Below are 25613 nucleotides of genomic sequence, written 5' to 3' on the forward strand. Positions count from 1 at the left end.
CTAACTAAAAATCGCTCAATATAGATATAAATCTTTTTTAAATGGTAGAAACAAAGGCTGTAAATATCTGATATAATAATAGAAAAAAAGGAGGGCTGGATGATAAAGCTTACATCAAAGGATATTTATAAAAGTTGCGATGAAAATATATTTAGCTTCAACACCACAGCTGAAATATCACCTCTTCAAGGCACTATTGGACAAGACAGAGCTATAGCATCTCTTGATTTTGGCTTAAATCTTAATGCAAAGGGTTTTAATATATATGCCTTAGGTATTCAAGGCACTGGAAAGATGCGTGCAATTAGAACTTTGCTTTCTGAGAAGGCTAAAAAAGAACCTACTCCACCCGACTGGTGTTACCTCTACAACTTTAAAAAACCTGACTCTCCAATTGCTGTATCCCTGCCCTCTGGAAAAGCAAGGGAATTTCAGCAGGATATGGAAAACCTCATAAATTCTCTAAAAATAGAAATTCCAAAAGCCTTTGAATCAAAGGAATATGACAAGCAAAGAAATAAAATCTTAGAGGATTTTCAACAGAAACAAAAAGAGTGGTTTTCTGCTATTGAGGAGGAAGCCCGAAAAAAGGGCTTTGCAATAAGGAAAGCCCTTGCAGGTTTAATAATTGTTCCAATAAAAAGAGATGGAGAGCCTCTCACAGAAGAGGAGTTTCAGGCACTTGATCCAGAAACAAGGAAAAGACTTGATGAGCTTGGTAAAATTCTTCAGGAAAAACTTGATGACGTTGTAAGAGCTGTGCGAGAAGCAGATAAAGTCGTGAAAGAAATGCTTACCAAATTAGAGCGTCAGATTGCCCTTGATGTAATTGACCAACCAATAGAAGATTTGAAAAAGAAATATTCCTTTAATGAAAAAATTATTCAATATCTTAGCGCTGTTAAAGAAGATATCCTAAATAATATTCAAGATTTCAAAATTACAGAGGAAATAGCACCACCTATGCCTCCTTTTATGAAAATTCCAAAGGAAGCTTCCTTTGTAAAATACAGTGTTAACATCTTGGTTGATAATTCAAATACTCAAGGAGCACCTGTTGTTTATGAATCAAATCCAACATACTTTAATCTTTTTGGAAGCATAGAATATAAGATTCAGTATGGAATGGCAACTACTGATTTTACTATGATAAAAGCCGGAACACTTCACAGAGCAAACGGTGGATACATTGTCATTGACGCTCTTGCACTTTTGAAAAATTTATTTTCCTACGATGCATTAAAAAGAGCATTAAGAGGGAAAGAGATTAGAATTGAGGATGTCTGGGAACAATACAGATTAATAACAACATCAACTTTAAGACCAGAGCCAATTCCTCTAAATGTAAAAGTAATACTTACAGGGACTCCCTTTCTTTATTATCTACTCTATAACTATGACGAAGAATTTAAGGAGTTATTTAAAGTAAAGGCAGACTTTGATACAAGAATGCCAAGAAACGAGGAAAATATTAACAAATATGCCCAATTCATAACGCTCTGTCAGAAAGAAGAGGGACTTCTTCCATTTTATCGCTCCGCAGTGGCAAAAATTATTGAGTATGGCTCAAGGCTTGCTGAGCATCAGGAAAAACTATCAACCCAATTTAACATAATTGCAGACATAATAAGAGAATCGCATTATTGGGCAAAAAAGCACGGCAAAAATTTAGTAGAAGCAGAAGATGTAATAAAAGCACTTGAGCAAAGAGTTTACAGAACAGCAAGCATTGAAGAGAAAATCCGAGAACTTATTCTTGAGGATGTATTAATAGTAGAGACTTCAGGCAGTAAAGTCGGACAAGTCAACGGACTTGCGGTTCTTGACCTCGGAGATTATAGCTTTGGTAAACCTTCCAGAATAACTGCAAGGACATATTTAGGCAAAGCAGGCATTGTCAACATTGAACGAGAAACAAAGATGTCTGGGAAAATTCATGAAAAGGCGGTAATGATTCTATCCAGCTACCTGTGGAGCAAATATGCCATAAATAAACCAATAAGCCTTAGTGCTTCCCTTACATTTGAACAGCTTTATGAAATGGTAGAAGGCGACAGCGCAACATGCGCAGAGCTTTATGCGATTTTAAGCAGTATTTCAGGTGTGCCTTTAAAACAGAGTTTTGCAGTAACAGGTTCAATGGATCAGAGGGGCGAGGTTCAGCCAGTTGGTGGTATTAATGAAAAAATAGAGGGATTCTTTGAATTATGCAAAATTCGTGGACTTGACGGAAGCCATGGAGTCATTATTCCAAAGAGAAATATCAAGCATCTAATGCTCAAAGAAGAGATTCAAAGAGCAATTGATGAAGGAAAGTTTCACATCTATGCAATTGAGAATGCTGAGGAAGGTTTAGAAATTCTAACTGATATGAAGGCAGGAGAACTTCAGCCAGATGGAACTTATCCAGAAGGAACGATAAATTATCTTGTTATGAAAAAGCTTGAAGAAATGGCTGAAATGCTAAAGAGAAAAGAGGACAAGGAAAAAGAAAACGAAAAGAAAAATCAATAATGATATTTCCTGTTGTGAATGATAGTCATTGCTCTGTATAGTTGCTCCAGAAGAATTAGCCTGCTCATTTCATGGGTAAAGGTCATTTTAGACATTGAAAGCCTGAAAGATGATTTCTTCCAGACCTCCTCATTAACTCCGTATACACCTCCTATGACAAACTGATGATTTGCTTTATCTTTTATTAATTTAGCGAATTCTAACGAGTCAAGCATCATACCTTCTCTGTGAAGCAGGATGAATTCACCATGCACTGTATTAAGGATATTTTTTGACTCCTCCTCAATAACCTTCTCAACTCTTCCTGCTCCTTCTTTTAGTTCCTTAATGTTTATTTTTGAAAAGGGACTTAAAAGTTTAAAATAATGTTCCAGTCCATCTTTTATAAACTTTGCCTTTGTTTTTCCTATCCAGATTAGATTAATATGATACAAAGAGCCTCTCCAAATTTTTATTGTATTATGCGATTTTCAAAAGTCGTTTCTTTTCCTTCTTCAGCGTTAATAGCTCTTTTCTTGTCATTACCTTCTTCTCTGTCATTGAGAGGTATTCTCTCCCCCTGTCATTGCGAGCGAAGCGAAGCAATCTCGTCTTTTTTCCTTTCAATAAGGAATGAGATTGTTTCGGCATCCTAACGGATGCCTCGCAATGACAGGATGGGGCTTAAAGGACGAGAGATTGCCATGCCTGCCTTTCGGCAGGCTCTCAATGACCCTTTGTAAGTCTTTGCGAGGCACTCTCCTTTCAGTCACTGCGAGATAGCCACACCTTCGGCTTGCCACAGGCTATCCTCCTTTCCGTCATTGCGAGCGAAGCGAAGCAATCTCAAATGATTTTGCCTCACTATATTCGCAATAAAAGGGTAAAAAAACTTTTCTAAAATAGCTAAAATTAGGCATTATACACTTAACATCTTTAAAAGTTCTTCATAGCTAATTATCTTGACACCTAAACTTTGGGCTTTTGCAAGTTTGCTTCCCGGCTCTTCACCAACAATGAGATAGTTTGTTTGTTTTGAAACAGAAGAAGAGACCTTTCCGCCAGCCTGCTCTATCATTTCTTTAACATCATTTCTTGGCTTTGGAAGTGTTCCTGTAATCACAAAAGTTAAACCAGTGAGTGGCTGAGAAGTCTTTTCCTTTTCATAATCTATATTTTCCACATGAAGTCCTAAAGCCTTTAACTCCTCAATTGCCTTAAGATTTTCTTCGTTATTAAAAAATTGCTCTATAGCCTTAGCTGTTTTTTCACCAATTTGTGGGATTTGAGTTAATTTTTCTGCCTTCACATAATACAAATCTTCAAGGGATTTAAAGTTTTGTGCAAGAAGCTTCGCAGCATATTCACCCACCTGACTAATTCCCAATGCATATAAAAATCTTGATAGTGTTGTTTTCTTGCTCTTTTCAATTGCATTAATTAGATTTTTTGATGCAAGTTCAGCAAACCCGGGAAGTCCTTTGAGCTGTTCTTTTTTTAATTTATAAAGGTCAACAAAACTTTTTATAAGACCACGCTTGTGCAATAGTTCAACTGTTTTATCTCCAAGTCCTTCTATATTCATTGCCCTACGAGATGCAAAATGTTTTATTCGTTCCTCAACCTGAGCTGGACAATTAAAGTTAATGCATTTTACAGCAACCTCTCCGGTTTCCCTTACAGTCTTAGAGCCGCATACAGGACAGTGTTCAGGAGCTTTTACCTTTTTTTCTTGTCCTGTTCTTCTGTCAACAACAACTCCTATGATATGAGGAATTACTTCACCTGCCCTTTCAACAATCACATAATCTCCTATTCTGATGTCCTTTCTCTCAACTTCATCCCAGTTATGAAGCGTTGACCTTGATACTGTTACACCTCCTATCTGCACAGGCTCAAGAATTGCAACAGGTGTTATAACGCCTGTTCTTCCAACACTTGCCAAAACATCAACAAGCTTTGTAATTCCCTGATGGGCTGGATATTTGTATGCAATTGCCCAGCGGGGTTCTCTTGTCTTAGTTCCAAGTCTTCGCTGTAGTTCAAAGCTGTTTACTTTAACAACTGCTCCATCTGTCTCAAAGGGAAGAGTTTCTCTTGTTTTAGCAAATTCATCTATAGCTTTGATTACTTCCTCAATTCCTTCTGCAACTTTTATAAAAACTGGGACAGGAAATCTTGCCTGCCTTAGCCACTCAATTACTTCATATTGTGTTTTAAATTCAATTCCCTTTACATATCCTAATCCATAACATGCCATGTGAAGTTTTCTACTTGCCGTTACAGATGGGTCAAGTTGACGCACAGAGCCCGATGCAGCATTTCTTGGATTTGCAAAAACAGGTTCACCCTTTTCTATTCTCTCTTTATTTATTCGCTCAAATTCGTCAATATTCATATAAACTTCACCACGAATGTCAATTTCTTCTGGGATTACATCAACTCCCTCAATTCTTAAAGGAATGGATTTAATCGTTTTAATATTCGCTGTAATATCCTCTCCAACATAACCATCCCCCCTTGTAGATGCTTTATGTAAAAATCCATTTTTATATGAAAGCTCAACAGCTAAACCATCATATTTTGGCTCAACAGTATACTCAATCTCATTGGTTGTTCCAAGAAGCCTTTTTACTCTTGCATCAAATTCTCTGAGTTCCTCGTAGGAGAAAGCATTATCCAATGAAAGCATAGGTTCACGATGTGGAACTTTTTCAAACTTTTCTGAAGGCGGTGCTCCAACTCTCTGAGTTGGAGAGTCAGGGAGAAGATAACCCCATTTTTCCTCAAGTTCTCTCAGCCTTCGGAGCATCATATCGTATTCTTCATCTGAGATCACAGGACTGTCTAAAACATAGTATCTGTAATTGTGATAATTTATTTCCTTAACAAGTCTTTCTATTTCTTGCTTTACTTCCTCAGGAATTTCTTTCATTTTATTACCTCCAGACAAAATTTTAATGCTTCAGCAGTTGTATCTTTTTTATTTTGAATTCTGTCGCCTTTTAAAATTAGCTCTTTCACAAAGGTATCTTTCTCTGTTGCAACTGCAATATAAACAAGTCCTACAGGCTTTCCTTCCATTGAAGACGGTCCAAGATTGCCTGTGGTAGCAATTGTGTAATCTGCGGATGTAATTTTTTTAGTTGCTTCAGCCATATTTTTTGCCATTTCAGGAGAAATTACTCCAAAGGAGAAAACTTTATCCTCAATGCCTAAAATTATTTTTTTCATTTCCGTGGCATATGTGACAAGTCCACAAAGAAAAACTTTACTTGCACCAGGCACATCGGTAATAGTGGAGCTAATCAATCCTCCTGTGCAGGATTCTGCAACTGCAAGAGTTTTTTCTTTCTGTGTGAGAATCTTTACAATTTCATATGCAATTTCTCTCAATTGCATAGATTATTATAACCTAAATTGCGCCATTCTCAAGTGTCATTGTGAATACTTTTCCTCATTGCGAAAAGTCACAATGCCTTTGGCTTGCGACAGACTCCCTCATTAAGTCATTGCGAGGGCACGCAGTGCCCGAAGCAATCTCTAAATATTCGTAAAAAGTAAGACATGAGACGTAAAAGGCAAACGGAGAGATTGCTTCGCATCCTTCGGATGCTCGTAATGACAGCAAAAAATACTTAATTTTCAAATGTTTATACCAATTATTGGATTTCTATCGCTATTTTGGGGCAATAGCTTTAGCTGGATTTTATATGCCCGATTTTGAGATAATTTTAAAATAGAGGTAAAAAGGAGGAGCAATGAACAGGACTCTTTTGTCAATACTTAAAATTCTTGCAAAGGAAAATAAAATTATCGGCTCAAAGGAGATAGCGAAGAAACTAAAGATGTACGGAATAAATCTTTCTGAGAGAACTGTGAGATATCATCTTAAAATTCTTGATGAGCGTGGACTCACAAAGGTTTTCGGAAAAGAGGGCAGAATTATTACTGAAAAAGGTATAAAAGAGCTTGAAACAGCAAGTACTGTTGAAAAGGTAGGGTTTATAATAAATAAAATTGAAACTTTAAGCTATCTTTCAGATTTTGATCTCCATTCAATGACTGGTAAGCTGATTCTTAATGTAACCTATATTCCAAAAAATAAAATAAAAAAAGCTTTGAAGGCAATGGAAAGAGTTTTCTACTCTCCCTATGTTATGAGTGACAGGATACTTATCCTTGAACAGGATAGTGAAAACATTCTTGTTCCTAAAGACCATATATGCATAGGCACAGTATGCAGTGTTACTTTAAATGCGATATTTTTAAAATATGGAATTCCTGTAATTTCAAGATTTGGAGGAGTGCTTGAAATACGAGACAGTAAGCCTTACAGATTTGGTGCACTTATAAGTTATGACGGAACTTCTTTAGACCCACTTGAAATATTTATCAGAGGTAAAATGACAGATGTTGCAAGTGCTGTAAATCATGAGTCAGGTAGAGTATTAGCAAGCTTTAGAGAAATTCCATTGGTTTGTCTTGAGAAGGTCAAGGAAATTTATTCTCTTATGCAAAAAAGAGGTTTTCAAGGCATACTAATGTTTGGCGAACCAAATCAATCACTGCTTGACATTCCTGTTGGAATTGATAGAGTTGGAATGATAGTAGTTGGTGGTTTAAATCCTATTGCCGCAATTGAAGAGATGAATATACACACTTATACTACTGCCATATCAACATTGTATGATTGCAGAGAGCTTATAACCTTTGAAGAAGCTTATGAAAAGTACAAATAAATGCAGGTAATTACTACTCACTTAAATGCTGATTTTGATTCTTTAGCATCATGCATGTCAGCCAAAAAACTTTATCCTGAGGCAGTTGTTGTTCTGCCCGGTTCTATGGAAAGAAGGGTAAAGCTATTTTTTGATAATTTCAAGTTATTTGAAATCAAAAAATTCAAAGAAATAGAAATTGAAAAAATTAAAACCCTTATTGTTGTTGACACAAGAAGTTTAAGCAGAATAGGAGAATTTGCAAAAATCTTGAAGCAGGGAGTTAAGGTTCATCTTTATGACCATCATCCATCAGGCGATGATGATATAAAAGCTGATTTTGAAATTACCGAGCAAATCGGAGCTCTTGCATCTCTTTTTACAGAAATCTTTCGTAAAAAAAATATTCCTATTTCACCAATTGAAGCAACGCTTCTCTGTCTTGGCATATACGAAGAAACAGGATGTCTTCTTTTTCCTTCAACTACTCCAAGAGATGTTGAGGCAGTAGCCTATTTATTAAAAAGAGGAGCGAACTTAAACATTGTATCTCAGTTTTTGAAAGAGGAGCTTACAAGGGAAGAAATATTGCTTTTTAATGCTCTATTAAACTCCCTTGAGGAACATATTGTTGAAGGGAAAAGAATAAGTATTGCCCATGCAGCAATGGAAGAGTCACAGGATATATCCCATATTGCCCATAAGATTATGGATGTTATTGATACAGATGCGCTATTTGTGATTATAGGGATGGCAGATAAACTATTAATTATCGGCAGGAGTAACCTTCCAGAGATTGATGTTGGAGCGATCCTTACAGCCTTTGGAGGAGGGGGACATTGGGCAGCAGGAAGTGCAACGATCAAAGAAATTCCAGTAAAAATCTTAATTGAGGAGCTTTTAAAGAATATTCGCAATCAAATAAAGCCTCATAAGGTTGCTAAGGACCTCATGACTACTCCTGTAATATCAGTCCAGTGGAATGTTCCGATCAAGGAAGTTGAAAAAATTATGACCAAGTATGGAATTAATTCTATGCCTGTTGTAAAAGATGATGAGTATATAGGAATTATTACGAGGGGCGTTGTTGAAAAGGCAATTTTTCACGGTTTGCAAAAATCAAGGGGTGCAGACTTTGCAACAACAGATGCTTATACAGCTGAAGAAAATACGCCAATAATTGAAATAGAAAAAAACATGGTAGAGCTCAATCAAAGGTTTGTTCCAATTCTCAAAGACAACAAGGTCGTTGGAGTTATAACAAGAACAGATATTTTGAGAAATTTATACGAGGAACTTATAAGGAAATCCAAACTATCTCAGCCAAAAGATAATTTGCAAGAAGAGATAAGACGAAATGTTTCAGGTCTTTTAAGAGAGTTCTTTCCTGAAGAAGTATATCAAATCTTCCAAGAGGCAGGAAAACTTGCAGATGAGCTTGGTTATGGAGCATATCTTGTTGGAGGTTGTGTTCGTGACCTTCTCATGAGGATTCCAAGCCCTGATGTTGATATAGTTGTGGAAGGAGATGGAATTAAATTTGCCCAAAAACTTGCAGAGAGGATAGGAGGTAAAGTAGCTCCCCATCCAAGATTTGGAACTGCAAAAATAATTATTGAAGACTCTCGGCTGGTGAAAGGTAAAAAAACAATAATAGATATAGCTACAGCAAGGACAGAATACTATGAGTCTCCTGCAGCCTTGCCAAAAGTAGAGACATCATCAATAAAAAAAGACTTGTATCGCAGAGATTTTACTATAAATGCACTTGCTGTAAAGCTTAATTCAAAGGATTTTGGTTTATTGATTGATTTCTTTGGCGGACAAAGGGACATTAAGGAAAAAAGAATAAAAGTGCTTCATAATTTAAGTTTTGTAGAAGACCCAACAAGGGCTATAAGGGCTGTTAGATTTGCTGAAAAACTGGGATTTAGAATTTCAAAACATACTGAAAATCTCATTAAATTGGCAGTCAAAATGGGAGTTTTTGAAAAATTAACAGGCACAAGACTTTATGATGAATTAGTCCTTCTATTAAAAGAGACAGTTCCACAAAATTCATTAAAAAGACTTAAAGAATACGGACTTTTGAAAATTATTCATCCTTCATTGGAAGAAAGCTTAATCATTAACGACATTTCTCGTGCCTATGAAACGCTTCAAGGAATAGAACTTCTTTTTCTTAAAGAAGAATACCGTAGGGAAATCATTTATCTCATGACAATGATTTGGAGACTGAAAAATGAAGAACGAAAAGATGTTCTTAAAAAAATTTCAGCACCTGAGAATATAAAAAAGCAAATTTTTGATAATATTTTTCTTGCCAAACAAACCTTACAGTTGCTAAATAATGAAGATCCAGTTGAAATATACAGGCTTTTAAGTCCATTAAACATTGAAGCTATTATCCTCATGATGATATTTGCCAACGAAAATCAAAAAAAGATTCTCTCAAAATATCTGACGTCTCTTAAAGATATTAAGCCAATAGTAACTGGAGAAGACTTAAAAAAACTCGGTATTCCGCCAGGACCTCAATACAGGCAAATTTTTGATGCAATTCTTTGGGAAAAACTAAGGGGCAAACTTCTATCAAAGGATGAAGAGATAGAGTTTGTAAAAAATAATTTTATAGCCTCCAGTAAATGAAGCCCTGCTTCACTGCCTCCTGTTTATCATAAATTCCTTTGATATCTATCAAAATGTAAGGCTTTGTTAATAAGCTCTTATAAAACTGAAGGTTAAACTTTTCCACAAAGAAACTGTGTTTTACAGCAACAATCACACAGTCATAGGAAGCAAAATTTTCAATATTATCTATAAAGTTCAGACTATGTTCGTTATTCTTGCCTGCTATTGGGTCATAGACATAAACATTGATGCCAAAGTCCTCAAGCTCCTTGCTAAGCTCTATTATTTTGCTATTTCTGAGGTCTGGAACATTTTCTTTGAATGTGGCACCAAGTATCAAAGCCTTTGCACCTTTTATCTTTTTATCAGATTTTATAAGAATTTTGACAACTTCATGGGCTATATATATTGGAATTTGCTCATTAACTCCTCTTCCAGCAAGTATGAGTTTAGGGACATGTCCAACTTCTGTAGATTTGCGCGCTAAATAATATGGGTCTACAGGAATGCAATGACCTCCAACAAGTCCTGGCTCAAAGGGTAAAAAATTCCATTTTGTAGAAGCTGCTTTAAGCACTTCTTTTGTATCAAGTCCTAATTTGTGGAAAATCATGGCAAGCTCGTTCATAAGAGCGATGTTTATATCCCTTTGGATATTTTCAATGACCTTTGCTGCTTCAGCAGTTCTTATATCTGGCGCTTTATAAACTCCTGCGTCAATCACTTTACCGTAAACATTTGCTACAAGCTCAAGGGTCTCTGGGGTATCACCAGAAACAATCTTAACTACATCGGTTATTGTATGCATTTTATCACCCGGATTTACTCTTTCTGGAGAGTAGCCAATCCAAAAATCCTTTTGCCATTTCATTTTGCTTTCTTTTTCTATAACAGGTAAGCATATCTCTTCAGTTGCACCGGGATAAACTGTAGACTCATAGACCGCAACACCACCTTTTTCAATATGTTTTCCCACAATCTCAGAGGCGGAAATAAGAAATGATAGGTCTGGATTTTTAAGCTTATCCACAGGAGTTGGGACTGCTACTATGATAAATTTATATTTTTCATCAGAGGATAGTTTGCTTTTGAACTCTATATTTGAAGATAGAAGTTCATTTGCCTTAACTTCGCCTGTTGAATCAATACCTTCTCTTAATTCTTTAATTCTCTTTGCATTTTTATCAAATCCAACAACCTTAAAATGCTTTGACATTGCCACTGCCAAAGGAAGACCAACATATCCAAGTCCTATAATGAGAATTTTCTCCTTCTGGGTTAATAAATCTTCAAACTTCACCATCATGCAATCTCCTTTAATACCGTGATTAAATCGCATTTTTTTATTATAGTCCAAATTGCCATTTCTTTTCGCATAAACCTTAACATCCCAAAAATAGCGATAGAAATCCAATAATTGGTATAACCATTTGAAAATTAAGTATTTTTTTCTGTCATTGCAAGCATCCGAAGGATGCGAAGCAATCTCTACTTTGTTTTTCAATAAAGCCTTATTAGAGACTGCTTCGCCCCAGATTGCCACGCTATCGCTCGCAACAGGGGGCTCGCAGTGACGAATGTCTATCTCTATTTTTCGGTAACATGCTATATACAATCGTCAATGCAAGCTTCCTGTTACGAGCGATAGAGACGAAGCAAGCTTGTCTTTCCTTACCAATCACAAACGCCCACCCAAACTCAAGACATTTACCCTCTCAATCACCTAATCTTTTAAGGGCGAGTTCGGCATCACGGTCTCCTGCGGAGGCAAGCTTTTTGTAAATTTCCTTTGCAGTCTGTAAATCTCCTTGTTTTTCTTTGATGATTGCAAGATTATAAAGGGCTGTATGATTTTGAGGTTCAATATTTAAAACTTTTTGAAAAATTTCTAATGCTTTGTCATGCTTATTCATTTTTGCAAGAATAACACCGTAATTGGTCAAATATCTTAGGTCATTTGGTTTAATATTTAAAGCCTGTTCAATATAAAGACTTGCTTGATTTAAATTGTTTATTTTCATGTATAAAATTGCTAACTTATTTAAAACATCAGGTTCTTTTTTGTGTTGAAGATATTTTAGGTATTCATCAATTGCTTTTTCATATTCTCCTTTTCTCTCATACTCTTGCGCATAATATATATGACTTTCAAAATATGGAAAAGAAAAATCTTTAGGCAATTCATCATGTTTTTCGCTTTTAGTGGTCTTTGAATCAGTAGGGGTTTTGATTGGAGATCTTTCCAATTCAGATTTTTTCTGTTCAGACTTTTTTTCCTCGCTTTTTGAATTAGGCTGTAAAGGTGAAATTTGAGAAGGTTGAGCAGGCTTTTCATAAGTTTGGTGAATTTCGGGAGCTTGCATCTGTGCAACCTTTAACTTTTTATTCTTCTCTGCCAAATCTGTAAAAAAATATCCTGCCAACACTCCAATGACAATTACAAAAGCAGAAACCAAAATGAATACTTTGCTTGGCATTTTTCTTTTTGAGCTGACAATTTTTAATAGTCCCGGTGGAACACCTTTTTTATCAGAGGCTTTTTTGAACATACAAAAAATTATAATTAATTTATGATATTTCGTCAAATTCCATTGTCAACAGGTAGATTAATTAGAAAAAAAATGAGCGATTCTCAATTGACATTTCGAGCTTTTTTCTTTGCGAAAGATTTTATTTCTGAGGCTATACTTTCTTTTTATGAGATTGCCACACCTGCCTGTCGGCAGGCTCGCAATGTCCCCATCCTTCGTCATTGCGAACGAAGCGAAGCAATCTCGCCTTTTAGATTGCTTCGGCATCCTATCGGATGCCTCGCATTGACAAAGAAGCGTATTGGCACGCATCACTTTGGATCAGTCTCGCAATGACAGATTTACAGTAATTTTATAAAAAATCGCTCAAAATAGGCAGAAAAAAGAGCAGAAATGAAAGCAGTTTTGGATAGAAAGTTTTTCACCTATGAAGACATAAACTCCCTTCCTGAAGGGAGTTGGCAAAAAAGAGTTGTTCTTGTTGACCTACAAACTGAATTAGTGATATTATTTAAACACGAAAGTAAAGTGGCAGAGTATTATGGTTTTGATGAAGAATTTGAATTTATCGATGAAGTTATGCTAAAAGTGAGAGATTTGCTTTAAAGGTTATTTTTATGAGACTGCTAAGGCAAAATAAAGGACTCACACTTATTGAGATGGCTATCGTATTAGTCATCTTAGGCGTACTAATTGGCTTAGGCGCCTCCCTAATTGGACCTTTGACCAAGAGAGCAAAATATCAGGAGAGTAGGGAGATAGTGAAACAGGCTAAGGAGGCTATAGTAGGATATGCAATAAAAAATGGATATTTGCCTGAAGAAGGCACTTACAATCCGAATCAACCTGTTCAGGCATTTCAGCAGGTTGGCACAAGAGGTTATGATGCATGGGGTAAGCCTTTACGATATATCGCTGCTAACGAAATTGAAGGTAGTTCTATAAATATCTGTGGAGTTAACGCAACCACTTTGACTGTCAATGATAAAGGAACACCTCATTCAAACATAGCCTTTGTAATTATAAGTGGAGGCGAAAATTATAACATTCAAACAGAAAATACAATATATGAAATTGGCACACCTCACATTGATGATTTTACTTCTGATATGCCCAGGGCTGAAGAATATGATGACATTGTTGCGTATGTTTCACTGGATGAGATAAGATCGCTACGGGGATGTTCACAACCCCTTGAGATAACATCACCAGAAAGTCTGCCACAGGGAGAAGAGGATTCATTTTATACACACACCCTTCAGGCTATTGGTGGAAAACCACCATATACATGGACAGTATGGAGTGACTACGGGCTCACACTTAATTCCTCAGGCCTCATATCTGGCACCATCAACTATTATAGTGCAACATCTACAGGAGAACTCCAGAATTGTTCAGAGACGATAACATTTAGTGCACAGGTGAGTGATTCTGGTGGCTCTACACCTGTAAACTATACTGGCTCTATCCCAGTAAGGCCCAAACCCTTAACAATAATAACCCAGACCTTACCTTCAGCTTATGAAGGCTCTTCTTATTCAGCAACCATAACAGCATCTGGCGGAAAAAACTCATATTCATGGAGTATCTCTGTAAGTCCATCCTGTCCTTCTGGTCTTATCTGTTCGGGCAATTCAATATTAGGAACACCCGATACAGGCACAGCAGGCACATACACAGTCACATCCACTGTTGATGATACATGTACATCCGCAACCAAGACCTTTACATTGACCATTAATCCCTCTGGTGGTGGAAGCGGTGGTGGCGGTGGAAGGTGATAGTGGTAGTGGTTGTATAGCTTATAGAGTATGGAATCAAACAGGTGCTACACGAGACTTTACAGTAAGTGGCGTCTGCAGAAACAATAGAGCAAATGGCGCAGAAATTACAAGCACAACAATCACTCTCTCAAGCGGTGGGCAGATTAGTAGACATAGCTCATTGGATGGAAAATGTACATCTTCGGTTCTTCAAACACTCACTTATTCGCAGGCTGTTTCAGCAGACACTGACGGCGACTGTCAGGTTAACTTCACTCTTTCAGGGTTTACTGATAGATGATAAATTTTCGTCGCAGGGCTTGAATATTGGCATCTTCTCATTCTGCCTAATCTTATTCAATCAGTTAAAACCTAAAATTATGCTACATTCTAATGTGATTACGAGTTATTCCCTTTTTTCTTCATTGCGAGAAACGACAACCCTTCGCCTGTCAATGAGACTCCGAGTTGAGCGAGGAGGAAGCAACCTCACCTTTTTCCTTCCCACTTTTTCCAATGCAGAGACTGCTTCGCCTCCTTCGGAGGCTCGCAGTGACGCGAGAGGTAGGTCATTGCGAGGGCACACAGTGACCGAAGCAATCTCGCCTTTTCCTTTCTTCAATGAGGAGATCACTTCGGCTTGCTTTGCAAGCCTCGTGATGACGGGAAAAAGTTGATTCGCAAGCCTCGTGATGACGGGAAAAGTCGTTTTGCAAGCCTCATAATGGCAGAGGGAGGGTCATTGCGAGCGAAGCAAAGCAATCTCCCCTTTCTTTCGCACTAAGTCGTCATTGCGAGCGAAGCGAAGCAATCTCATAAAAGGAAAGTATAGCCTTAGAAATACAATCTCTCGCAATGTCCATATATCTGTCATACAATGACAGAAAGAATAAACGATGAGGCTCGTAATGACGAAAAAAAATAAACGGCAGGCTTGCAATGACGAAAGAATAAAAGAGGAAATTAGTAATGACTAAAAAAGGTTGTCTATGTGAGGCATTCATCATAATGCTGAAGCAGTCTCAAAGACTACTCTATTTTTCAGTTTGCGGTAAACAGTGATTATCTTTTTTAGCGAATTTTCATCTTGTTTAAACTCATTCAATCAGTTAAAATAAAACAGAACCCAAAATTTGGAGGCAAAGTTATGAAAAAATTGATATTTTCTTTATTTTTAATTTTCTTTATATCAACACCCATTTATGCCAGCAAAGAAGTGTCATTTACAATTGATGATAGGGACAGATTAATCAGGGTTGAGACAAAGGTTGAAGAGGGATTGAAGGCAGTTAATCAAAGGATTGACAGCTTACAGAATTTGCTTTATGTACTGATTGCTGCAGTAATTGCACAGACTGTTGGTGTTATTGGTTTTGTTCTTTGGGACAGACGCACTGCACTTGCTCCTTCACTGAGGAAAAATAAAGAGCTTGAGGAAAGGGAGGAGAAGCTTGAGAGAGTACTTAAGGAGTATGCAAAACAAGAGCCAAAACTTGCAGAAATCCTCAAAAATCTGGGACTAATGTAGCTTTAATATAATCTAAATTTTACGATTTTAAAGCGTCATTTTGAATGTTTGTCACGCCTTTGCCTTGCGATAAGTTTCCTCCCCTTTCTCCACAATCCAACTAAAACCAACTTCATCAATTTTCAGCCTTTAAAGATATCAAAAGCTTTATAATTCAATAAGTTATATCTTTTTTCATTCAATTTTGTAGTCTAATCTAACTTTATTATTTTTGCTTATTTATTCCCTTAAATATTGACTTTTTTGTCTAATTTTTGTATACTAATATAAAAAAGGAGGTAACTATGTTCGTAAAAGAATCTTGGTCAACAAAAAAGGTAAAAAATACAAAACCTACGAAATATCTAAAGCTTACAGAGACAAAAAAACTAAAAAGGTTAGGCATGAAAAAATTGCCAATATCACTCACTTAGGTGAGCCTCTTATTTCCAAAATAAGGCAACTGCTTAAGTCACCTGAGAAAAAGGTTGTAGTGGACAAAGACAAGTTTTTTGAGGATGCAACTTCAGTAGGGCATATACTGTTACTGTTAGGATTTATGATGAAGATAGGATTTCTGGGATGGTTAAGGCATTTTCCAAAGAAGGTAAGAGATTTGCTTTTGGCAGTAGTGCTTAACAGGATAATAGAGCCAAGGAGTAAGTATGCATCAGTGGGATGGATACGAAGAAGTGGTTTTATGGAACTGTTTGATTTAAGGGAAGAGGATATGCATGTAAATGAGATATACAGGGCAATGGACAAGTTGTATGAGAAGATGGATAATGTGTTAGATGATTTTTATAAGACAGGAGCACAAGGGACAAAGTTGTTGCTTTATGATATTACCTCAGTATACTTTGAGGGTCAAGGACCTCTGGGGCTTGCAAGATATGGATACTCAAGGGATGGGAAGCCCGATAAAAAGCAAGTATTGTTGTGTTTATGTTTGAACGAGAATAAATTTCCAGTGCATTTTGATGTTATAGAGACAGTTGTCAAGAATTTTGTGTCTCATGCGCAAATCTCATCTGAAACATTTGTTGAAGTTCATACAATACCCCACGAGATACAGCCATCGGTTTGCTCCATCTGCCTTTTCTTATTTTATCTACTATCACATATATAGCCACTGATGCAGTTTTCTCAGATTGAAAATACCCTCCAGAGTTTACCCTTAAGACTTCCAGCCTGCTATTTATATTCTCTACCGCATTCGTTGTATATATGTGCTTTCTTATCTCTTCTGGATATTTCTTGTAACAAAAATAATTCTCCTTCTTGCTATTTAGCATCTTTATATAGGCAGGATATTTCTTTTCAAATCTCTTTAGCACATCTTCAAATTCCCTGACAGTATCCTCATAATCGCCTATGTGTTTTATTCTGTTAATCTCTTCACTAAACTGCCTTGCATCAGCCTTTGACATATTTTTGTAAATATTTCTTTGCATATGAACAAGGCAAAGTTGATGGTCAGTTTGAGGAAATAAGGTCTTTACAGCCTCACTAAGCCCTGGAAAATCATCAGAGACAATTATCATTACTCTCCTCAATCCCCTGCTAATCAGATTGTTAAATATCTTGAGCCAATCTCCTTTGTTTTCTGAGCCAATAAAAACATAATACCCATACAAATCTTTCTTCATCTGCATATCTATCCCTAAAACCGTATAGATGACTGCTTTACGAATTCTTCTGCTTTCATCCTTCATCTCTGTATGATATGCATCACAAAATAGGGCAAAACAATCAGAAGGCAGTTCTCGGCTTACTAATTCTTTTGCTTTACTGTATAACTCCTCTTTTAACTCCTCTATTTGCTCAGGAGAATATGGAAGATTCATGCTTTTCTGGAAGACTTTTGATTTTTGATGGAGAATAACTCTACAGAATCAGATTTAGGATGAAATCCTCAAAATCTTTGTCAAATCTTTTCCAATGAGGTGGTAGCACTGCGGAGCGAAATCTTCCCTGTCTGTCTCTTGGCACTGACAAATTTAAATTTCCAAACATACATCCGAGCTGTCTTTGATAAAACCCATTTGATTTGTTGTCAGAGTCTGCCTCTACAAAAAAATCTCTTTCTTTCTTCATCAATAAATTAAAAAGCATCTCAGCTAAAACTTTAATGCTTTCCTGAGGTGGCATCTCTGCAATTTCTTTAATAAAATTTTCAAGCCCAAACTGCCTTATCACTTCCCATTCCTCCTTTTTTAAGGTTATTCCATAAATTGTTTTTTTTGTGCTATTATTCTTTTTAGTTCCCATTTTCCTCTAATCCAAAAAATATCTGCACAATAGACACAATTTTATTATAACCTCCTTATTATGATTTCAGATACGAAGAAGGCAGATTTCAGATAATAGCAAAGCAAGAAGCTATAAAGAAGGCATATGATATGTGTGGGAAGTATATTTTGCAGACGACATTAATAAAGGAAGAAGATGAAGAGATAGAGAGGCAGTATAAGGAATTACAGACAGTGGAGGATGCATTCAAGCAGTTAAAGGATTTTGTAGAGATAAGACCGATATATCATTATAAAGACAGGAGAGTAAGGACGCATATATTTTTATGTGTGGTAGCCCAGACAGTGTTAAACAGGCTAATGGATGAGTTGAAGGAGAAAGGATGGTTAAGGGAGAGCAAAGAAAACAGTCTGAAGAAGTGTTTGGACAAATTTTATGAGATAGGGATAGGAGGTTTTGAGATAGAGGGGGAGAAAATAAGGATTATGAGCAAAGCTAAGGAGGAACATAAAAAGATACTTAGAATATTGGGAGTAGGGGATAAGATTTTCAGAACTTACGAAAGTGCGAGAGAATTTTGTAGGCTAATCTAAAAATTATAACTCATTGATTTTAAAAATTTTTTATTCAAAAGTTGATGAAGTGGGGTTAAGATAAAAACACTGTATGTTGCTCTAAAATAAATAACTGTAACATTAATTGCATGGGCGGATAAAAATTAGAGAAAGGAAGAAGGGAGAGATGAATAGTCTCTCCCTTCTTTTGAAATTTTATGATGTTATTTTCTTCCTGAGACGAGTTCTTCAACGACAGAAGGATCAGCAAGTGTGGAGGTATCTCCAAGTTCCTCAACTGCACCAGAAGCTATTTTTCTAAGAATTCTTCTCATGATTTTGCCACTTCTTGTTTTTGGAAGTCCTCCTGCAAACTGAATTTTATCTGGAGTAGCTATAGGTCCAATCATCTGTCTAATGTGGGATACGAGTAATTTTTCAAGCTCCTTTGATGGCTCATGTCCTTCTTTAAGAACAACATAAACATAAATTCCTTCACCCTTTATATCATGTGGAAATCCGACGACCGCTGCTTCTGCAACAGCAGGATGAGCAACAAGGGCTGATTCAACCTCTGCTGTTCCAATTCTATGCCCAGACACATTAATAACATCGTCAATTCTTCCCATAAGCCAATAATTACCGTCTTCATCTACCCTTGCTCCATCGCCTGTAAAGTATTTGCCAGGGAATCGGGAGAAATAGACTTCCTTTATTCTTTTGTTTTCAGTGTCTCCCCATGTTCCTCTTAACATTCCGGGCCAAGGTTTTTCTATTATAAGATAACCACCTTCATTGACTCCCGCAGGTGAGCCGTCTTCTTTCACGACTTTCGGTACAACACCGAAAAATGGTCTTGAAGCTGAGCCGGGCTTAAGAGTCATTGCTCCGGGAAGGGGTGTTATCATAAATCCGCCTGTTTCAGTTTGCCACCATGTATCAACTATTGGGCAACGCTCTCTTCCAACATATTTGTAATACCAAATCCATGCCTCTGGATTGATAGGTTCTCCGACTGTTCCAAGAATCCTCAGACTTGATAAGTCATACATATTGGGCCATTTTTCTCCCTCTCTCATTAGTGCTCTTATTGCTGTTGGAGCTGTGTAAAAGATATTGACCCTGTGTTTGTCAACTATATCCCAAAATCTTCCGGGATTTGGATATGTTGGAACTCCTTCAAACATTAGAGATGTAGCTCCTGCGCTTAAAGGTCCATAAACTATATAGCTATGACCTGTAACCCATCCTATATCAGCAGTGCAGAAGAAAATCTCTTCAGGTTTATAATCAAATACCCATTTAAATGTGATATTTGTATAAACCATGTAGCCACCTGTTGTATGTAGCACTCCTTTTGGTTTTCCTGTAGAGCCTGATGTATAGAGTATAAATAGAGGGTCTTCAGCATCCATAACCTCTGGTTCACAATAGTTCTTTATCTCAGGGTCATTCATGAGGTCATGCCACCAAAAATCCCTTGATGGATCCATGTCAACATAGTTAGGAGTTCTTTTAACAACTATGACTTTCTCTACTGATGGAGAACCTTCCAGTGCTACATCTGCATTTGCTTTCAATTGAACAAATCTTCCTCCCCTTACTCCTTGATTGGCAGTTATAAGAAGCTTTGCTCCACAGTCATTAATTCTGTCTCTCAATGACTGGGCTGAAAAACCTGCAAAAACTACGCTATGAATTGCTCCTATTCTTGCACATGCAAGAAGAGTTATTGGGAGCTCAGGAATCATTGGAAGATAAACTGCAACCCTGTCTCCCTTCTTAATTCCCAATTTCTTTAGAACATTGGCAAATCTGTTAACCTCTCTGTAAAGCTGCCAATAAGTGTAGGTTTTTACCTCTCCATCATCTGCTTCCCATATTAATGCTGCCTTATTGCCGAGAGTATTTATGTGACGGTCAAGGCAGTTGTAAGAAGCATTTAGCTTACCGCCAATGAACCATTTTATGTAGGGTTTTTCAAAATCATAATCTAATACTTTATCCCATTTTTTATACCATGTTATGTTCTGCTCAGCAATCTCAGCCCAAAAACCTTCGGGGTCTTCAACAGAACGCTTGTACATCTCTTCATACTGCTGCATGCTTTTAATGTAGGCTTTCTCTGAAATTTCCTTTGGTGGAGGGAATACCCTCTGCTCCTTAAGCAAAACATCAATTCCTTGTGTCATAGCTTACCTCCTTTTTTTCTATTAATTTTAACATTTTTTTCATTCTATTCTGCACCTATGCCTATATATGACCTTATTTTTTCTGTTTCAAACTTCTCTTCTGCTTCTTTTTCTTTGGTCAGCCAAGAAGCTATAATTCCAGCAACAAAAGCACCGAAGAAAGAAACTATGCCCGGATTTTTTAAAGGAAATATTGGCTGAGAGTTTTTTAATATATCAACCCAAACTGTGGGACTCAGAATTATTAAAAAAACACTCAAAAACAGTCCTGTGTATATACTCCATATAGCTCCCTGAGTGGTAAATTTCTTCCAGAATATTGACATAAAAAGCGCAGGAAAGTTAGCAGAAGCAGCTACTGCAAATGCCAGCCCAACCATAAAAGCTACATTCTGCCCTTTAAAGAGAATTCCAAGAATTATAGCAAGAAATCCAAGACAAAGGGTAGCTATTTTGGCAGCCTTGACTTCTTGTTTCTCATCTGCCCTACCTCTCTTTATTACTCCAACATATATATCATGGCTTACAGCTGAAGCACCTGCAAGTGTAAGGCCAGCAACAACAGCTAAAATGGTGGCGAAAGCAACAGCTGCCAAAAATCCTAAGAATATCTCTCCACCCAATGCTTCAGCAAGAAGTGGTGCAGCCATATTTCCGCCTTTATCAATTTTACTGATAATTTCTTGTCCAACAAGAGCTGCTGAGCCAAATCCTATGGTAAAGGTCAGTATATAGAAATAACCTATGAAACCGGTGGCATAAAAAACAGATTTTCTTGCTTCCTTTGCATCAGGCACTGTATAAAATCTCATTAAAATATGAGGAAGTCCTGCTGTTCCAAACATGAGAGCAATTCCAAGAGAGATCGCATCAATAGGATTTGTAATTAATCCTCCTGGTTGGACAAATTTTTCACCATATTTTTGTGTTACATTTGAAAACATCTCCAAATAATTAAAACCAAACTGATAAAGTGTGAGAAAAACTAATATAGTTGCTCCACCAAGCAATAAAACCGCTTTAATAATCTGAACCCATGTCGTAGCCAACATACCTCCAAATAAAACATAAGCAATCATCAATGTACCTACTATAACTATTGCAATCTCATAGGGCAGTCCAAACATCAGCTTTATCAGGGAACCGGCACCAACCATCTGTGCAATTAAATAAAGTAAAACAGTAATCAATGCACCTGTAGCTGCAGCTGTTCTTATTGGTCTTTGCTTTAGTCTGTATGCAACAACATCTGCAAATGTGTATTTACCTAAGTTTCTGAGAGGCTCTGCAATCAAAAAAGTAATGATTGGCCATCCAACAAGGAAACCAACAGCGTAAATTAATCCATCATATCCCCTTAATGAGACAAGCCCGGCAATTCCAAGAAAGCTTGCAGCAGACATATAATCGCCAGCAAGGGCTAATCCATTCTGCAGTCCTGTGATGCTTCTTCCTGCTGCATAAAACTCTGCTGTTGTTCTTGTTCTTCTTGCAGCCCAATAGGTTATATATAAAGTAGCTGCGACAAAAAGTAAGAAAAATGCTATGCCTGTGAACGTTGGTTGTCCAAGTACAGTTTCTGTCATAATTCACCTCCAATTTTCTCTTTCATCTTTGAAACTTTTTCATCATAAATCTTATTAGACCAAAGAACATAAATTCCTGTTAGCACCCAGCTCATCAATATTACTCCTATGCCCACTGGAATACCAACTGTTACAGGTCCGTAGATTTTTTGGCTCAAAAATTCTTTATTATAGGCGATTAGCAAAATAAAACCAAAATAGATTAATAATTCTAGGATAGTCAGGATTATTGATATGGCATTTTTACCCCTCACAATCTCCTTAAATTCCTCGGAATTTAAAATTCCTTTCCTCATAAAACTTCCTCCTTTAAAAATGATAAGCTTCTTTTTTGGTTGAAAATTTTGTATTTAAATCTTTGCTAGAACCTATGTTAATTAGCTCTCCAACTTTGTAAATCTTGAGTTCTGAGAGATAGCTAAGTAATTTTTGAAAAATTTGAGCTGTAATAAAAGCATCTGAAAGGGCGTCATGCAATTCCTTAGCTTCAATATGTAAAGATAGAGCAACATCCTCAAGAGAACTTTTTTGATTAAAACTTTCCTCGAGAATACCTTTTTTTATCAACCATCTATAAATGAGTAGTGTATCTATACCAAAGGGATCGAAATTTGAGTTTAGAGTTTTTCTAATCTCTCTTTTCAGAAATGAAAGGTCAATATCAAGGCAATGACCAACAAATATGGAATTTTTTGAAAAAGACAAAAATTCCTTTAGAATGGGCTCTATACTTGGGCATGATTGTAACTCAGATGGAGTAATCTCATGAACCATGATACTTTCTTTTCTAAATTTAGTTGTATTCGGACTCACTGTTCTATAAAATATTTCTCCCATTTTTATTGCCTTCCCTGTCATTTTTATAGCACCTATTGCTATTATGTTGTCTCTGAATTCATTCAAACCTGTAAGTTCTGTATCAACCACCACAAACTCTGTATCAGCGATTAATTGTTCGGAAATAATTATCTTTTCTTTATGTTTCTTAAAAAATTTAAGCATTACTATATAATCATCAATTTGTATCTCTCAATGAGGATGTCCTGCAATTTGGATATCAGTTGAAATGTCTCCTTAAGCAATTTTTTCTCAAGATTGCTGAGAGACTCTGGGTCTATGAAATTATCGGGCATTTTTCCTTGAAGCACCTGCTCGTATTGATGCCTTATTCTTAAAAGCATAAGAAATTCAAAGACATGAATTATTTCATCGGCATGTTCAGTAACCACAGAGTGTTTTGGTCTCAAGGCTTCAATTCTCTCAAGGGTAGATGTTTCCCTTACTCCCTTTTCAAGACTAAAAAGTCTAACTATATCAACTATTGGTGCAATGCCTTTGATTTTCAAATTGAGCTTATCCTTATGCTCTCCACTTTTTTCAACAACAAAGGTTTTAAAAAATCCAAGAGGTGGCTTGTTTCTGACCGCAAGATTAGCTAAATAGCCTAAAAACACCTTTTGCTCTTTCACAATTCCCAAAAGATAATCTCTGAGTTCTTCAGCAAGGGAAATGTCTCCATTAATGGCTCTAAAATCAAAGAATATATTTGAAAGACTTATATGTTCACCTTTAGGAGTGTAAATCCACTGGGAGAAATATTTTTTCCAAATCTTCAAGGGCTGACACCATTTGGGATTACTTGCCATTATATTCCCGGGGCATGGAGGAAATCCACATTTTAAAAGATTATCTGTTACATATTTCGTGAATTCCATAAAATACTTTTTTACTTCCTCTTGCTGTTTATCAGGTGGATCAGCATATATAAGAGCATTGTCTTGGTCTGTTTTAAATGTTTGCTCTTTTCTCCCTTCAGAACCAAGCACAATCCAGCAGTAAGGCACTGGTGGATGTCCGAGTGCTCTTTCTGCAAACTGAATAATTTTTCTTACAATCCTGTCATTGATCTCAGTAATAATACGAGTTATATTGCTTGCCTTAGCACCCTGCGAGAGGAGATTGCCGACAATTAAGTTTATTTGAGCAGAAGCATTAATTAATCCCTCTACATTTTGCTGAATCTCTAAGTCTCTCACAATTGTAAGCGGTGAAAGTCCTTGTAGCATCATGATATCATGGTTTGTTATAATTCCACCTATTTCACCATTTTTTATAACCAATAGATGATGAATATTGTATTTAAGCATCTTGACAACTGCCTCAAAGCAAAAATCCTTTGCATCTATCTTGATAATTGGATAGCTCATTATGTTTTTAATCGGCTCGTCAACATTTCTTCCTGATGCAACTACCTTTCTTCTCAAATCTTTGTCAGTAATAATCCCAACTGGAATACCCTGATTGTCCATGATAATCAAAGAGCTTATGGAATTTTCACACATTATTTTGGCAGCATCCCTGATGGGAGTATTTTCTGGAACAGATATGACATCCTTAGTAGCAATGTCTTCAATCGGAGTAGTAAAAAGAATCTTGTCTACCGTATAGGTTAATGTTCTTTTGTATTGCTCAGCTTTGTATCCTTTGTCTAAATAGATGTTAGTGAATGATCTTAGGAAAAAATCTCTTACCTCTGGATATTTGCTCATGAGATTTAGAATAGTTTCTTTTGGAATTAAATAACAAATCGTATCATCAACTGCAACAACATTTGCCCTTGATTTGTCTCCACTCATTAAAGATACAAATCCAAAACTATCTCCATCGCTTCTGTAGTCTATTACAATTTCTTCGTTTTCAACTCTTCTGTAAACCTTAACTCCTCCTTTTTTAACAATATAGAGAAATTCACTTGGAGAACCATCCTGCAGAAGAATATGAGTTCCCTTCGGGTAATAGTCCATAGAAGTCTTTACTGCAACTGCATTGATCGCTTCATCACTTAAAAATTCAAAGGGCGGAACAGATTTAAGAAAATCCATAATATCCTCAATTATTTTTACCATGAAAAAATATAAATGCAATAAGGATGCCAAAGCTAACGCACTGAAAATCAATGGATTGTTAAAAATGCCTTGAAAAATATGTTACTAAAAGTAACAAATAATGTTTATTTAGGTAATCTAATTAGTCTATAAACTAAGTTATGCGTTTCTCAGGTGTCATTGCGAGCAGTCCGAGGGTCCCTATTCAGTCATTGTGAGCCTCACCGAAGGTGAGGCGAGGCAATCTCTCTTTTTATACCTCCTCCTGTCATTGCGAGCAGGGCAAAGCACTGCGAAGCAATCCCTTTCCTTATTAAAGGAAAAAGAAGAGATTGCTTCGCTGACGCTCGCAATGACGAGGAAGTGACGCATCCTCGCAATAACGGATAAAAAAAGACCCTCGCAATGACATCCTCTTTCGTCATCACGAGGCTTGCGAAGCAAGCCGAAGTGATCTCTTTTTTGTTTTGGGGGATAAATAAGACGAAACTACTTCA

20 protein-coding genes and 2 pseudogenes are annotated in these 25613 nt (G+C 36.6%); 10 read left to right on the forward strand and 12 right to left on the reverse strand.

Annotated elements, in window-relative coordinates:
• Positions 1-99: 99 nt before the first annotated feature.
• Positions 100-2514, forward strand: a complete 2415-nt coding sequence (locus tag ACYQ3P_RS04280; RefSeq protein ID WP_460176707.1) for a Lon protease family protein — start codon at positions 100-102, stop codon at positions 2512-2514.
• Here the strand turns inward: ACYQ3P_RS04280 and ACYQ3P_RS04285 are convergent.
• The 3 genes from ACYQ3P_RS04285 to ACYQ3P_RS04295 all read right to left on the reverse strand — a co-directional run bounded on the left by ACYQ3P_RS04285 (position 2508) and on the right by ACYQ3P_RS04295 (position 5895).
• A complete protein-coding gene (locus ACYQ3P_RS04285) occupies positions 2508-2948 on the reverse strand; it encodes a 23S rRNA (pseudouridine(1915)-N(3))-methyltransferase RlmH (RefSeq protein WP_460176708.1) in 441 nt (146 codons plus the stop codon). The genes ACYQ3P_RS04280 and ACYQ3P_RS04285 overlap by 7 nt on opposite strands.
• A gap of 464 nt (positions 2949-3412) precedes the next feature.
• The gene (ligA, locus tag ACYQ3P_RS04290; protein WP_460176709.1) at positions 3413-5428 is read right to left on the reverse strand and encodes an NAD-dependent DNA ligase LigA; all 2016 of its coding nucleotides are present in this window, start codon (positions 5426-5428) and stop codon (positions 3413-3415) included.
• Positions 5425-5895, reverse strand: a complete 471-nt coding sequence (locus tag ACYQ3P_RS04295; protein WP_460176710.1) for a CinA family protein — start codon at positions 5893-5895, stop codon at positions 5425-5427. Before ACYQ3P_RS04295 ends, ligA begins: the two co-directional genes overlap by 4 nt.
• A 359-nt stretch (positions 5896-6254) precedes the next feature.
• Here ACYQ3P_RS04295 and ACYQ3P_RS04300 point away from each other — a divergent pair, with 359 nt between their 5' ends.
• The gene (locus ACYQ3P_RS04300; RefSeq protein WP_460176711.1) at positions 6255-7235 is read left to right on the forward strand and encodes a DUF128 domain-containing protein; all 981 of its coding nucleotides are present in this window, start codon (positions 6255-6257) and stop codon (positions 7233-7235) included.
• Positions 7236-9863 (forward strand): CBS domain-containing protein, encoded by a 2628-nt coding sequence (locus tag ACYQ3P_RS04305; RefSeq protein ID WP_460176712.1) that lies wholly within the window; start codon positions 7236-7238, stop codon positions 9861-9863.
• Here the strand turns inward: ACYQ3P_RS04305 and ACYQ3P_RS04310 are convergent.
• The gene (locus ACYQ3P_RS04310; protein WP_460178047.1) at positions 9844-11148 is read right to left on the reverse strand and encodes a nucleotide sugar dehydrogenase; all 1305 of its coding nucleotides are present in this window, start codon (positions 11146-11148) and stop codon (positions 9844-9846) included. The genes ACYQ3P_RS04305 and ACYQ3P_RS04310 overlap by 20 nt on opposite strands.
• Positions 11149-11560: 412 nt before the next feature.
• The gene (locus ACYQ3P_RS04315; RefSeq protein WP_460176713.1) at positions 11561-12394 is read right to left on the reverse strand and encodes a tetratricopeptide repeat protein; all 834 of its coding nucleotides are present in this window, start codon (positions 12392-12394) and stop codon (positions 11561-11563) included.
• 375 nt (positions 12395-12769) lie between these two features.
• Here ACYQ3P_RS04315 and ACYQ3P_RS04320 point away from each other — a divergent pair, with 375 nt between their 5' ends.
• The 6 genes and pseudogenes from ACYQ3P_RS04320 to ACYQ3P_RS04345 all read left to right on the forward strand — a co-directional run bounded on the left by ACYQ3P_RS04320 (position 12770) and on the right by ACYQ3P_RS04345 (position 16775).
• Entirely contained in the window at positions 12770-12982 is a 213-nt protein-coding gene (locus tag ACYQ3P_RS04320) for a hypothetical protein (RefSeq protein ID WP_460176714.1), read from the forward strand.
• Positions 12983-12993: 11 nt separating this feature from the next.
• Positions 12994-13074 (forward strand): annotated as a pseudogene (locus ACYQ3P_RS04325) (prepilin-type N-terminal cleavage/methylation domain-containing protein); the annotation flags it as partial.
• Positions 13075-13137: 63 nt separating this feature from the next.
• Complete coding sequence (locus ACYQ3P_RS04330) at positions 13138-14157, forward strand: Ig domain-containing protein (protein ID WP_460178094.1); 1020 nt, start codon at positions 13138-13140, stop codon at positions 14155-14157.
• Complete coding sequence (locus ACYQ3P_RS04335) at positions 14147-14440, forward strand: hypothetical protein (RefSeq protein WP_460176715.1); 294 nt, start codon at positions 14147-14149, stop codon at positions 14438-14440. Before ACYQ3P_RS04330 ends, ACYQ3P_RS04335 begins: the two co-directional genes overlap by 11 nt.
• Before the next feature lie 846 nt (positions 14441-15286).
• Positions 15287-15667: a hypothetical protein gene (locus tag ACYQ3P_RS04340; RefSeq protein ID WP_460176716.1), complete on the forward strand. Its 381-nt coding sequence runs from the start codon at positions 15287-15289 to the stop codon at positions 15665-15667.
• A gap of 301 nt (positions 15668-15968) precedes the next feature.
• On the forward strand, positions 15969-16775 hold the full coding sequence (locus tag ACYQ3P_RS04345; RefSeq protein WP_460176717.1) for an IS1634 family transposase: 807 nt from the start codon (positions 15969-15971) through the stop codon (positions 16773-16775).
• A 40-nt stretch (positions 16776-16815) separates the two neighbouring features.
• Here ACYQ3P_RS04345 and ACYQ3P_RS04350 read toward each other — a convergent pair.
• Together ACYQ3P_RS04350 and ACYQ3P_RS04355 are read right to left on the reverse strand one after the other, a co-directional pair.
• Positions 16816-17493: pseudogene (locus ACYQ3P_RS04350) on the reverse strand (IS256 family transposase); the annotation flags it as partial.
• A 40-nt stretch (positions 17494-17533) separates the two neighbouring features.
• On the reverse strand, positions 17534-17917 hold the full coding sequence (locus ACYQ3P_RS04355) for a transposase (RefSeq protein ID WP_460176718.1): 384 nt from the start codon (positions 17915-17917) through the stop codon (positions 17534-17536).
• A gap of 131 nt (positions 17918-18048) precedes the next feature.
• On the opposite strand from ACYQ3P_RS04355, the gene ACYQ3P_RS04360 reads away from it, so the two are divergent.
• The gene (locus ACYQ3P_RS04360) at positions 18049-18492 is read left to right on the forward strand and encodes a hypothetical protein (protein ID WP_460176719.1); all 444 of its coding nucleotides are present in this window, start codon (positions 18049-18051) and stop codon (positions 18490-18492) included.
• Between the two features lie 185 nt (positions 18493-18677).
• Here ACYQ3P_RS04360 and acs read toward each other — a convergent pair whose 3' ends face one another.
• The 5 genes from acs to ACYQ3P_RS04385 are packed head-to-tail and all read right to left on the reverse strand — an operon-like array spanning position 18678 to position 25113.
• Positions 18678-20645, reverse strand: a complete 1968-nt coding sequence (acs, locus tag ACYQ3P_RS04365; protein WP_460176720.1) for an acetate--CoA ligase — start codon at positions 20643-20645, stop codon at positions 18678-18680.
• A 44-nt stretch (positions 20646-20689) separates the two neighbouring features.
• A complete protein-coding gene (gene actP, locus ACYQ3P_RS04370) occupies positions 20690-22231 on the reverse strand; it encodes a cation/acetate symporter ActP (protein WP_460176721.1) in 1542 nt (513 codons plus the stop codon).
• Entirely contained in the window at positions 22228-22527 is a 300-nt protein-coding gene (locus tag ACYQ3P_RS04375) for a DUF485 domain-containing protein (RefSeq protein WP_460176722.1), read from the reverse strand. Before ACYQ3P_RS04375 ends, actP begins: the two co-directional genes overlap by 4 nt.
• Positions 22528-22540: 13 nt before the next feature.
• A complete protein-coding gene (locus ACYQ3P_RS04380) occupies positions 22541-23233 on the reverse strand; it encodes a 3'-5' exonuclease (protein WP_460176723.1) in 693 nt (230 codons plus the stop codon).
• A gap of 2 nt (positions 23234-23235) precedes the next feature.
• Positions 23236-25113 carry a DUF294 nucleotidyltransferase-like domain-containing protein gene (locus ACYQ3P_RS04385; protein WP_460176724.1) on the reverse strand — a complete coding sequence of 626 codons (1878 nt, stop codon included), beginning with the start codon at positions 25111-25113 and terminating at the stop codon, positions 23236-23238.
• Between the last annotated feature and the right edge of the window lie 500 nt (positions 25114-25613).

The sequence above is a fragment of the Thermodesulfovibrio hydrogeniphilus genome, assembly GCF_054657355.1.